Origin of the sequence: Nonomuraea sp. NPDC050790 (genome assembly GCF_044456745.1) — a bacterium.
Classification (GTDB): Bacteria; Actinomycetota; Actinomycetes; order Streptosporangiales; family Streptosporangiaceae; genus Nonomuraea.
The window spans coordinates 380,493-391,632 of the sequence record NZ_JBITGF010000002.1 but is presented as its reverse complement, the minus strand read 5'-3'; the positions used below and the strand labels follow the sequence as shown (position 1 = coordinate 391,632).

Genomic DNA, 11,140 nt, shown 5'->3' with positions numbered 1-11,140 from the left:
TATGGCATCCCCTCAATTAGATACTGTCAGTATACACCCGTACGGGCCAAACCCAAGCTATGCCACGATGCAGATTTGGTTCGAGTTGCTCCCCATCAAAAAGACGGTGAACGTAGCAACCATCATCGAGCAGTTCAAGATGCCGGCCTTCATTTTCCTTTGGTTCGATCTGAGCGGCCTCACTATTTCGTGTTGCGAACCACCAAGCGCGCACCGGGGTCAATTGAGGATGGAAGATAAGCGTAAACTCTGCACTTAATGAGAATGGTGGATCGGGCTTCCACCGCACTATGGGCTCAGATGGCTTATCGCTATTAACGAGGACGTGATAGCCGAGAGAGTAGGGTGCGTCTTCGGGGCGGAGTTGCTTGTAAATCTCAAAAGTTTCGACGACAGCTCCGCTATCGGCTTCCTGGTGAGCTACAACTCGACACCCATAGTCGGCATGGAATTCCAGGACGCCTCTTCTTGACTCGGCAAGGTATTGGTGGGCATCAAACACGAGTGGGCGAGCATCTGGCGTTAGTGCTCTTACCGTACGCCTAATGTCCTGGCGGTAGATTACCCCCGACGCAGATATATGGTAAATGCTAGACCAGGTCAAAGTTTGCAAGTCAGGGTGGTGATCTACGTCGCGAAAGTCTCGAACAATATGCGGACCGGGGAGCACCTGCACTCCACGCAAAGGATCATCAGCCAAGAGGAGCGCTAGGGTTTTAATTGCCCTGTCCTCGCGATGTTGCAAAGTTCGAACGTGCGCCCATCTTTTTTCGCTTGCTAGCTCAGCCTGGTAACTTTCACGACGGGCTGTGAGATTTCCGCCTTGATGCTTATTTTCGAAGCCGAGGGCTACAAGGAGCGCTTCCTTCTCTTCCTCATCACTTAATTCGCTTCCTATTTTTCTCAATTCCGCAACGCAATAGCTGAGCGATCCGTCTCTATTCTGATGCGAGGCTCGCTCGCGTAGAGCTTGCAGCAGTCCCTCGCTTGCCATGAGACGCTCCGGGGTGCAGCCTAAGTCTTGCCGTAGTTCGCGAAGCTCACGTTCATACTTCTCTCGTACGTTGTCCGTACCTTCCGCGTTCACCATACATTCTCCCGACTTGCTACGCTCATTAATCTGACGTAGACCTATTAACTCCTCTATGGCGCAATCGATGTAGCAGGCACGTTCGGCCTGGCTCATTTGATAACTCCATAGAGAGGTGATTCATGGTTGCGTGCGTGATTTTCGTGGCCACCTTCGTCACGGCCTCGCAGATCTGCCAGCTCCGCGAGGAACTGCGTGCCCACCAAGCGCAAGTGGAGCGGTGACCCGTGGAGGCGGTCATCGTGATCGGGCTTGTGCTGGCGCTCATTTGGGGCCTCTCCTCGGGAAAGCGCAACACACAACGATCGTCCCTGTACCACCAGTACACCTGCTCACACTGTCGAACGGTAGTGCTGTCAGGGATCGATATCCGACGCTGCCCCGGGTGCAAGAGGCCCTTCCGATCATGGGGGCGCTGATGTTCCCGCTGTGGGCACGGGTGCTAGCGATCAACAGAAGACGGCGTGTTCCAGGCATGACACAGCAAGATCCCGAAAGGGGGCAGCCTGATGGGCTGCCCCCTTCTTATCCCTCATGAAGATCCACCGAAGGAGAAACGATCAATGAGTGGAGCGGTAGCACGACGAGCGAACACGCAGGCGGAACGGCACCATAGCTGGGAGCTGGATGAGATCGCCCGTCGCGTTGAGGCGGCTGAGGTCAAGGCAGCCGGAATAGCTCGCGTAACGCAGCGGGCGATCCTGGAGGCCATGACGGTCAACCTTGTGCGCGGTCATGCACAACAGGTTGATCCGGACGGTGAACAGGCATACGCCTTCTTGGCGGCACTGGGTGTGGCGCAGTTGGCCAAGGTCATTCAGGGGATGTGAGCGAAATGCTTTCGATCTATGAATGGTTCTTGCTCATACTGGGCTTGATTATTCTGTGTATACAGCTTCTCCTGACGGCTTCTCTGTTCGGAGATCCGGACGACGAGCCGCGACAACGGGCGCTCGAAGCAGAGCAGGCGCTCGGGGAGATCAGCCGAGAAACGCAGGACGCAATTATCCGCGAGATGTTGCGGCGGACAGCCCAGAACCGGCGCGACGAATGAAAGGCAATCTGTCAGGTTGGATGCGGCAGGTGCTTCATGCCCTGGTGCTACTCCTGGCAGTAGCGGCGGGTGCGCGCATCGCCTGGGAGTTGCTGGTGCCAACGGTGCCGATGCTCGTCAGTCTGGCCATCGTGCTGGCGGTGCTGTGGCTGGCGTTGTTCGGCCGTCGCCCGTAGTGGACAAAGCCCCGAGCCCTGACCGGCTCGGGGCTTTGTCGTTTCCAAGATTAGTTGTGTGCAGGTGTCATCGGTTTAGAGGATTGCACGATTAATTGGCTACTGAAGTTGTCAGATAACGCAATTAAGGAGGAGTGCTCATGACAAAGCAAGCAGCACGGATTAAGGTGCGGGGCCAGCAGCGGCGAGAGATCGATATCGACCAGATGGTGCACATCATTATCGCCTTGGGCCGAGAGATGGAGACGCATCGTAAGCGCAAGGCGGCCGAAACCGGATCAACTACGTCGGAGACAGGAGTGGCAGCGTGACGGCGGCTATCTGGATTGGGGCAGGCGGTGTGCTTCTGCTGGGCCTCGTCCTGGGCTCGCGTTGGCTGCAAGCACGGGCCTGGCGGCGGTCGCTCGCGGCGCTGGCGGTGAGTTTTCCGCCCGGATTGAAGCCGCACGACGTGAGTGCGTGGCTGGCGGTGCTGGCGGCCGGGCGGGTGCCGGTGGCGCTGGAAATCGTGGCGACGCGGGAGCGGATCACGCATTACCTGCTGGTACCCAAGACGCAGCAAGCGGCCGTGATGGCCGAGAGCCGGGCGGTGCTGCCAGGTCTGCGACTGGATGAGGCCCCGGACTACCTGACGACTCGCCGCGAGACAACGGCGGCGGGCGAACTGCGACTGACGAATCTGTCGCGGAGGTTGGCAGCGGACCGAGCCGAAACGGCGGCAGCAGCGTTGCTCGGGGCGCTCGGGTATGTGGCTGCCGGTGAGACGGTGCGGGTGCAATGGCTGCTGGTGGGGGTGCGGACACCTCAACCGCGAGCGGCGGGCGACCCCGCCAAGGACCTAGCCCGAGCGGAACAGAGCAAGCACGGTGAGCCTCTGATGCTGGCGGTGGGCCGAATCGGGGTGACGGCTCCGAAGGTCCGGCGGGCGTGGGCAGTGCTCGGTCAGGTGGCGGGGACGTTGCGGCTCCTCGATGCGCCGGGGGTAGCAGTCGTACGGCGAAGCGTGCCGTCGTGGTGGGTCGGATCGCGCCTCGGGCGGCGGGCCTGGCCCCTGACGGCCTGGCCGGTGGTGGTCAATGCCAGTGAGGCGGCCGGATTGGTAGGCGTGCCGATGGGCGGGGTGCGGGTGCCGGGGCTGGTGTTGGGGCAAGCTCGGCAGCTGCCGCCCCCGGCGAGCTTGCCGACGAGCGGCGGCACGGTGGTTGCGGTGAGCAACTACCCCGGCATGAGCGGGCGGCGACTGGTGTTGCGGCCGGAAGACCGGTTGCGGCACGTGTACGCCCTGGGTCCGACGGGCGTGGGCAAGAGCACGCTGCTGGCCAACATGGCGCTCGGGGACCTGACGGTCGGATACGGCCTGGTGCTGATCGATCCCAAGGGCGACTTGGTAGAGACGGTGCTGGCCCGGGTGCCGGACGAGCACGCCGAACGGGTCATCGTGCTGGACCCCAGCCAGACGAGCCGGCCGTTGGGGTTCAACCCGTTGGCGGCTGGACGGGGTGAGCAGGCACGGGAACTAGCGGTGGACCGGACGCTGCATATCTTCCGGGAGTTGTACCGGGCGTTTTGGGGTCCCCGGACGGATGACGTGCTGCGGGCGGCGCTGCTGACGCTGGCGAGCGTGCCCGCGCCGGATGGCTCGGCTTTCACGCTGTGTGAGGTGCCGGAGTTGTTGAGCTCCTCGGTCCTGCGCCAGTTCGTGGTGCGGAACTCGATGCTGCCGGAGGTGCTGCGCTCGTACTGGACGAGCTTCGAGGCAATGAGCGAGGGCGAGCAACAGGCGCACGTCGGGCCGGTGATGAACAAGCTGCGAGCCTTGACGATGCGCACGGTCACCCGCCTGATGGTCGGTCAGAACACGGGGCTGGACCTGGGTGAGGTAATGCGGCGGCGACAGGTGTTGTTGGTGTCGCTGGCCAAGGGCAGCCTGGGCGAGGAGACGGCCACGTTGGTAGGGGCGCTGCTGGTGGCCTCGGTGTGGCAAGCGACGCTGGGGCGGGTGGCGGTGGCACCGGAGCGGCGGCGACCGTTCTTCGTCTACCTGGACGAGTTTCAAGACGTGGTGCGGCTGAGCGACAGCCTGAGTGACTTGCTCAGTCAGGCCCGGGGCTTGGGCGTCGGGGCGGTGCTGGCGAACCAGTACTTGGCGCAGCTGCCGGAGGGCATCCGGACGGCGGTACTGGGGACGGTGCGGACGCAGATTGTGTTTCAGGTCGAGCACGACGACGGGCGGCTCCTGGAACGGCGGTGGGCGCCGCACCTGGCTACCAGCGACCTCACGGGCCTGGCAGTCCACGAAATCGCGATGCGGCCGTGCGTAGACGGCGCGGTGTTGAGCCCGGTGACCGGGACGACGTTGCCGCTGGGCGAGCCAGTGCGGGACGCGGCGACGCTGGCGGCAGCCAGCCACGAGCGGTACGGCGTAGCACGCGAGACGGTGGAAGCGGGCTTGCAGGCGCGCTTGGTCGTCCCTGGACAACGGCAACCGCTGGGACGGGTACGGCGGGAGATTGGATCATGAGGGCGGGTGTTGCGATCGGCGTTGCGGTCGCGTGGCAGACGGCGGCGGGTTTGGCCTGGTCACAGCGCTACCGGCGGACCGTAACGACCCCGAATGTCTTACTGTCTGAAGGTGCTTGGCGGCGCGTAAGCCGGAACCGGGTGGACTGGCTGCGGGAGCGGCTGAGTCCCCGGGACTGGGCGGTCATTCGCGACGTGATGCGGCTGCGACTGATGACGAGTCGGCAGTTGGAGCGGGTGCACTTTGCAGACCTGACCCCACCAAGCCGGGCGGTGGTGCGACGGCGGGTGCTGGGGCGGCTGGTGGATTGGCAGGTCCTGCGGACGCTGGAACGGCGGATTGGCGGGGTGCGGGCGGGCTCGGCCGGGCTGGTATTCGCTCCCGACCGGGCAGCCTGGCGGCTGCTGGAGGGGGCCGGGAACGGGGCTCACCGCCCGAAGTCCTTGCCGGGTGAGCGGTACGTGGCGCACACCTTGGATGTAGCGGCGGTGTACGCGGGACTGGTCGAGCAGGCGCGGGCTGGCGGGGTGGAGGTCGTGCACTTCGAGGGCGAACCGGGCTCGTGGTGGCCGGACGGGCGTGGGGGTGTATTGAAGCCCGACGCCTACGCGGTGGTGGCGACGGCGACGTACGAAGACCGATGGTGGATCGAGGTGGACCGGGCGACGGAGAGCTTGCCGACGCTGCGGCGCAAGGTGACGGGCTACCTGGAGTTCGTACGGCAGGGGGCGGCGGGACCGGATGGGGTGATACCCCGCGTACTCATCACGGTGCCGAATGAGAAGCGATATTCGGATGTTGTTCGGTTGATTCGCCAACTACCCTCGCCTGCGGAATCACTGTTTATTGTGACGCTCCATAAGGACGCGGCATTTACCGTCATGCGATACTTGCAGAGTGGCTAGGCTGTTTACAATTGTGTCCACTGATATGACAATAGAGGTAATAAAAGGATTTGAGCGAATGGCAAATAGCCGTCAACCACAGATGCCGATGGACGGTGTGACCCTTGGGACATATGTCCGGTCACGGCGCGAGGGGCTAGGAATCTCGCAACGTCAGCTGGCGAAACGCGTGGGTCTGAGTCATTCATATCTCGGAAGGCTAGAGGCCAACGATTTTGCTCAGCCCGGACCGGCGGCACTGTACCGGATTGCCGAAGCGCTTGATTTAGAGCCAGAGAACTTGTTTGCGTTGGCTGGCCATACGGTGCCGGAGGAATTACCTAGTTTCGAGCCGTATCTTAGAGCCAAATATCAGATGTCGGATCAGGCGGCACAGGAGCTGAGCGACTATTTTCAGTTTATGGCTGAGCGTCACAACATCGCTGAACGCCCAAGTCCACGAGCCGACAATCATCAAGAGCAAAGTTAAGTTCATAAGGGAGGGATAACCTATGAACCGTCATCCATCTAGTGTCATTGCTGATTTACGGGCGCTCATGCCTTCGCGACCGTTGGAGAACCACGAGGCGGAAGGGGTGGCTGAGCGTCAAGCCAAGCGGTTCCTGGAGATTTTCGAGATTACCGACCCCGGCGTAGATGTGGGGTTGATTGCGGAATTACCTCGAATACGGGTGCGGGTAGCGCCCAGTCTCCCCGAATCCGGACTCACGTACTGGGACCGAGGGGTATGGGTTATTGGCGTGAACCGCGACGACAGTCGAACGCGTCGTCGGTTTACCTTGGCCCATGAGTTTAAGCACATACTGGATCATCCGTTTATCGACCGCATCTATGGGGATACGAGTGGTAAGCCGTCGGACAAGCGGGCGGAGCTGTTGTGCGACCACTTCGCAGCCTGCCTGTTGATGCCACGCCCCTGGGTGAAGCGACTGTGGACGCAAGAGACGCAAGACGTGCGCGTGCTGGCGGCAACATTTAATGTCTCGCCTGCTGCGATGAGTCTGCGGCTCCAGCACCTGGGGCTCGTTGAGCAGCATAGGCGCTGGCGCGTAAGTGAGGAATCGCCGGTACGTCACTACTTCCGTGACGCACCCGTTCAGGCCATGGCGATATCGACAGCAGGGTAAGAAGAGAAAGGCATGAGAACACCGTGAATAGGCGCAGGTTAAAGGACGTGGGTGAATCCGCCACCGTTCAGCGGTCAATACGGTACTTGCGCGTGTCCTCCAAAAAGCAGATGGACACGGATTTCGATGTAGATCCTGAAGGGAACTCGATCGACACGCAGCGAAAGGTGTGCATCGAGAAAGAGCGGGAGATGGGACTCGTCAATGTTGGCGAGTACGTGGAGCCAGGCAATTCAGCGCAGACCATCGAGAAGCGACCCGTGTTTCGGGAGATGATCGCCCGCATCAAGGAAGAGCATGATGTGGATTACGTGATTATCTACGCACGCTCACGGGCGTTCCGTAACTACATTGACGCGGGTAACACCAAGCTGGCACTCGAAAAGCTCGGCGTGAAACTCATCTCGGCCAAGGAAGACTTCGGGGACGGCATCATGGCGGAAGCCATGGAGGCGATGACGGATGTCTTCAACTGGCTTCAAGTACGGATGAGTGGCGAAGACATCAAGGTCAAAATGGCCAACAAGGCGCGCAATGGGGGCACGATCGGCAAAGCGAGGCTCGGTTATCTCAATACTACCGAGATCTTCGAAGGGCGGCGGGTTAATACCGTTACGATCGATCCGGATCGGGCCAGGCTCGTAACGATGGCGTTTGAGCTGTTCGCCACTGGTACGCATACGCTGGAAAGTCTGTGTGCGAAGCTGGCCGAAGTCGGGCTGCGAACGCGGCCAACGCCGAAACGTCCGAGTAAGCCTATCGCGGCCGAAACCCTCCGGCGAATACTACGAGACCGGTATTACCTGGGATACGTCGAGTATGACGGCATCGAATACCAGGGACGTCATCAGCCGTTGGTTACCCCGGAGCTGTTCGAGCGGGTACAACGGGTGCTTGATTCACACGCAGGGGCAGGTACACGGAAGCGCACGCACAACCACTACCTGAAAGGAGCGCTGTGGTGCGACCGCTGTGACTCCCGGATGATCCTGCAACGGGCGGTAGGGCGGAACGGCGGTGAGTACTTCTACTTCTTCTGCCGAGGACGGCAAGAGGGCATATGCGATCAGCCGTACATGAACCTGCGGCGGGTCGACCAAGCGGTGGCGAACTACTACGCCACGGTGACGTTCCCAGAGGAGTTCAAGGAGGCCGTGGGGGCACAGGCGGCCGATGCTCTCTCTGACATCCAGGGCAGTGACCAGAGCATCCGAGATTTGCTCTCAGCGCGGCTCGGGGAGCTGGACCGGAGGGAAGACAACCTGCTTGATCTGGCAGCCGATGGGGAGATGCCCAAAGACAAGATCCGGACCAAGCTGACCGCCATCCGCCAAGATCGCGAGAGCGTCCGGCGTGAACTGGCGCAGCTCGATATGAAGCTGGACGTGGGCCGTGAGATCTTCACGCAGGCGTTGGCCCTGCTCGACAACCCAAGGGAGCTGTACCGGCGAGCTGGCCCGAGTGTCCGGCAGATGCTCAACCGGACGATCTTCACCAAGCTCATGATTGAGCAAGAGGTGATCGTAGGTGATGAGCTGGCGGAGCCGTTCGACGTCATCGTGACGGCGGGCAGACGCTACGCACGTCCGGCCTACCGGCGGGCCAGAACGCCGCAAGCCGCCTTCCTAAGATGGGAGGAAGACGGCTTGCTGACGCAAGTAACCTCGGTCGACCTGCTAGAGGTGACCCTAGGGGGTCACGTTTCTAGTAAGACGGCCATGGTGGACGATACTGGGTTCGAACCAGTGACCCCTCGCTTGTAAGGCGAGTGCTCTACCGCTGAGCTAATCGTCCCGAACGGCACTACACCTTACGACACCAACGGCGCCGAACGCACATTGACCGTCCAGCCCGGCCCAACGTCGGGGCGGCCCGCCGCGCGCCAGCCCAGCAGGGACGCGCCCAGCATGCCGGCGTCCACTCCCAGTGCCGCCGGCACCAGCGGGGGTGCGTCGCGGAAGGCGAGGCGTTTCACGAGTCTCGTGCGGACCGGGTCGAACAGGGCGGGGCCCGCCTCGGCCAGGCCGCCGCCCAGGACGATCATGCTGGGGTCCAGGAGGAGGGTGTAGGTGGTCAGCGCCAGGGAGAGGGCCTCCACCGCCTCGTCCCATACCTCGACCGCGAGGGGGTCGTCTGAGGCCACCACCTCTTCGGCCTTCACTCCGTTCAGGCCGGCGCGCTGGCTGTAGCGGCGGCCCACGGAGGCGGCTGACGCGTAGGTCTCCAGGCAGCCGAACTGGCCGCAGGCGCACTGCTCGCCGTCCGGGAAGACCGGGATGTGGCCGATCTCGCCGCCCCAGCCCGCCGATCCGCCGTACGGCTCGCCGCGCAGGATCAGGGCCCCGGCGATACCGGTGCCGATGGGCAGGAAGAGGAAGTCGTCGACGCCCTGCCCGGCGCCCAGGACCTTTTCTGCCAGGCCGCCGGTCTGGACGTCGTGGCCCAGCCGTACCGGAACGTCGAGGGCGGTGAAGTCGGCGGCGGGCACGTCGCGCCAGCCGATGTTGGCGGAGTAGACCGCGGAGTTCTCCGACACCAGCCCGGGTACGGCCAGGCCCACCCCTGCCGGGATGCCGTCACCGGAGGCGGCGAGGTGGCTGATGAAGTCGCGGATCGCCGTCACCACGGCGGCCGGACCCTCCTCGCGGGGGGTCGGGCGGCGCTCGGTGAGGAGCACCACGCCGGACTCGCTGACCAGGCCGCCCTTCATGGACGTGCCACCGACGTCGAGTGCGACGACGAACGAACTCATTGCGGACACGAAAGGAGACGATAGCGCAGCTCAGCATATGTCCGGAAAAAATGTGGGAACCGTCCCCGTCACACCCCTGCTCAGAGCCGCCTCGGCTCACGCCCTCCTCAGAACCCAAATGAGGGCCGTCTCAGCCCCCCGGCCCCAGAGGATCCGGTCAAAGGCCGTCTCAGCTCACGCCCGGCCCCAGAGGATCCGGTCGAAGGCCCGGTTGACGCTCACGCCCGCCCCAGCACCCGGTTCAAGGCGGCCTCGACCTCGGCCGACAACCCGGGCGGCACCTCCGGCACCAGCGGATCCCCCGAACGCCCCTGCCGGACCGACCCGCAAGAACGGCATTCGACCTCACCCAACCGGCAGATCAACGCGCTGGACCCGCAGGTCTCGCACGTGTCGAGGTCGAGGTCGTGCCGCTGGCAGTCCGGGCAGATGAGCACCTGGGACTCCGCGCGCACCCCGCGCTTCCAGGGGCTCGCGCCGCGTACCGGGTCGGTCTGCCGGGCCCCGCAGTTGTAGCAGGGCATCGCATCCTCCGTTGTCACGAAATCTCGGCGAGTGCCTTGGCATAGTCGGCTACGTCACGTGCCGTGCCGATCGGGTTCACGACCGACCAACGGACCACGCCCGCGCCGTCGATGATGAAGGTCCCCCGCTGTGCGAGCCCCTTCCGCTCATCGAACACACCGTACGCCCGCGCGACCTGTCCGTGTGGCCAGAAATCCGACAGCAGCGGGAATGTGTAGCCCTCTTGGTCGGCCCATGCACGATGAGAGAAAAGAGAATCCACCGAGACAGTCAGAATTTGCGCATCCGTGACGAAGTCCCGCAAGGCCGACAACTCGCTGTTGCAGACGTTACTGAAGGCCAGCGGGTAGAAGACCAGCACGACCTCGCGGCCCCGGAAGTCGGAGAGCTTGACCGGGGCGCCGTGCTGGTCCTGGAGTTCGAAATCGGGAGCGAGGGCGCCTACCAGTGGATTCACACGGCCATTGTGGCAGGCGCTCCTGGCTCCCTAGCGTCGGCCCTTGGGGGCGACGAGTCTGGTCCCCGACCAATCGGGTGCGGCGGAGATGCTGCTCGTCTGCGAAAGGCCCGCGGTAGCGGCATCCTCCCCGATGTCGCTCGGCTCCACATGGCCGTCGCGACCGGCCTTGGGAGTCAGCAGCCAGATCTGGCCGCCCTCTGCGAGTGATCGCATGGCATCGCTCAGAACGTCGAAGAGATCGCCGTCACCGTCGCGCCACCACATCAGCACCACGTCGACGACGTCGTAACTGTCCTCATCGAGCAGTTCGTTGCCGGTCAGGTTCTCGATGGACGTGCGAAGCTCTTCGTCGCTGTCCTCGTCCCAACCGATCTCCTGCACCACCTGACCCGGCTTGAGGCCGAGTCGTTCGGCCAGGCCGCGCTCGCCCTGCGCCTGACCCGCGGTCGCGCTCACGTTTATCCCTCCTGCTTGAGTGGCCCCGCATATTGCGGTTTATCGCTTCGGGACAGTCCACACGCTGTGACCCT

At 63.0% G+C, this 11,140-nt stretch carries 14 protein-coding genes, 1 tRNA gene and 1 pseudogene; 9 read left to right on the top strand and 7 right to left on the bottom strand.

Translation table 11 applies throughout. From position 1 onward, the window contains the following. Positions 1 to 16: 16 nt before the first annotated feature. On the bottom strand, positions 17 to 1,186 hold the full coding sequence (locus ACIBEJ_RS10265; RefSeq protein ID WP_397182338.1) for a hypothetical protein: 1,170 nt from the start codon (positions 1,184 to 1,186) through the stop codon (positions 17 to 19). Between the two features lie 467 nt (positions 1,187 to 1,653). Between ACIBEJ_RS10265 and ACIBEJ_RS10260 the strand changes: the two genes are divergently transcribed. The 9 genes and pseudogenes from ACIBEJ_RS10260 to ACIBEJ_RS10220 all read left to right on the top strand — a co-directional run. After that, the gene (locus tag ACIBEJ_RS10260) at positions 1,654 to 1,920 is read left to right on the top strand and encodes a hypothetical protein (RefSeq protein ID WP_397182337.1); all 267 of its coding nucleotides are present in this window, start codon (positions 1,654 to 1,656) and stop codon (positions 1,918 to 1,920) included. Continuing rightward, complete coding sequence (locus ACIBEJ_RS10255) at positions 1,917 to 2,144, top strand: hypothetical protein (RefSeq protein WP_397182336.1); 228 nt, start codon at positions 1,917 to 1,919, stop codon at positions 2,142 to 2,144. The genes ACIBEJ_RS10260 and ACIBEJ_RS10255 overlap by 4 nt, the downstream gene beginning before the upstream one ends. Then, positions 2,141 to 2,320, top strand: a complete 180-nt coding sequence (locus ACIBEJ_RS10250; RefSeq protein WP_397182335.1) for a hypothetical protein — start codon at positions 2,141 to 2,143, stop codon at positions 2,318 to 2,320. Before ACIBEJ_RS10255 ends, ACIBEJ_RS10250 begins: the two co-directional genes overlap by 4 nt. A gap of 140 nt (positions 2,321 to 2,460) precedes the next feature. Then, entirely contained in the window at positions 2,461 to 2,631 is a 171-nt protein-coding gene (locus tag ACIBEJ_RS10245; protein WP_397182334.1) for a hypothetical protein, read from the top strand. After that, positions 2,628 to 4,841, top strand: coding sequence for a type IV secretory system conjugative DNA transfer family protein (locus tag ACIBEJ_RS10240; RefSeq protein WP_397182333.1), 2,214 nt, complete (start codon positions 2,628 to 2,630; stop codon positions 4,839 to 4,841). Before ACIBEJ_RS10245 ends, ACIBEJ_RS10240 begins: the two co-directional genes overlap by 4 nt. Positions 4,842 to 4,981: 140 nt before the next feature. Next, positions 4,982 to 5,746 (top strand): replication-relaxation family protein, encoded by a 765-nt coding sequence (locus ACIBEJ_RS10235; RefSeq protein WP_397182332.1) that lies wholly within the window; start codon positions 4,982 to 4,984, stop codon positions 5,744 to 5,746. Then, positions 5,739 to 6,215 carry a helix-turn-helix domain-containing protein gene (locus tag ACIBEJ_RS10230; RefSeq protein ID WP_397182331.1) on the top strand — a complete coding sequence of 159 codons (477 nt, stop codon included), beginning with the start codon at positions 5,739 to 5,741 and terminating at the stop codon, positions 6,213 to 6,215. The genes ACIBEJ_RS10235 and ACIBEJ_RS10230 overlap by 8 nt, the downstream gene beginning before the upstream one ends. 22 nt (positions 6,216 to 6,237) lie before the next feature. Further along, the gene (locus tag ACIBEJ_RS10225) at positions 6,238 to 6,873 is read left to right on the top strand and encodes an ImmA/IrrE family metallo-endopeptidase (protein WP_397182330.1); all 636 of its coding nucleotides are present in this window, start codon (positions 6,238 to 6,240) and stop codon (positions 6,871 to 6,873) included. Positions 6,874 to 6,983: 110 nt separating this feature from the next. Further along, positions 6,984 to 7,976: pseudogene (locus tag ACIBEJ_RS10220) on the top strand (recombinase family protein); the annotation flags it as partial. 120 nt (positions 7,977 to 8,096) lie between these two features. Here ACIBEJ_RS10220 and ACIBEJ_RS10215 read toward each other — a convergent pair. The 6 genes from ACIBEJ_RS10215 to ACIBEJ_RS10190 form a co-directional block, all read right to left on the bottom strand. Continuing rightward, entirely contained in the window at positions 8,097 to 8,387 is a 291-nt protein-coding gene (locus tag ACIBEJ_RS10215; protein ID WP_397182329.1) for a hypothetical protein, read from the bottom strand. 205 nt (positions 8,388 to 8,592) lie between these two features. Further along, positions 8,593 to 8,667, bottom strand: a tRNA-Val gene (locus ACIBEJ_RS10210). 16 nt (positions 8,668 to 8,683) lie between these two features. Further along, positions 8,684 to 9,625, bottom strand: coding sequence for an ROK family protein (locus tag ACIBEJ_RS10205; RefSeq protein WP_397183245.1), 942 nt, complete (start codon positions 9,623 to 9,625; stop codon positions 8,684 to 8,686). Positions 9,626 to 9,843: 218 nt separating this feature from the next. After that, complete coding sequence (locus ACIBEJ_RS10200; RefSeq protein WP_397182328.1) at positions 9,844 to 10,167, bottom strand: hypothetical protein; 324 nt, start codon at positions 10,165 to 10,167, stop codon at positions 9,844 to 9,846. Beyond that, complete coding sequence (locus ACIBEJ_RS10195) at positions 10,164 to 10,607, bottom strand: peroxiredoxin (protein WP_397182327.1); 444 nt, start codon at positions 10,605 to 10,607, stop codon at positions 10,164 to 10,166. The genes ACIBEJ_RS10200 and ACIBEJ_RS10195 overlap by 4 nt, the downstream gene beginning before the upstream one ends. 30 nt (positions 10,608 to 10,637) lie before the next feature. Next, the gene (locus ACIBEJ_RS10190; RefSeq protein WP_397182326.1) at positions 10,638 to 11,066 is read right to left on the bottom strand and encodes a DUF3052 domain-containing protein; all 429 of its coding nucleotides are present in this window, start codon (positions 11,064 to 11,066) and stop codon (positions 10,638 to 10,640) included. Between the last annotated feature and the right edge of the window lie 74 nt (positions 11,067 to 11,140).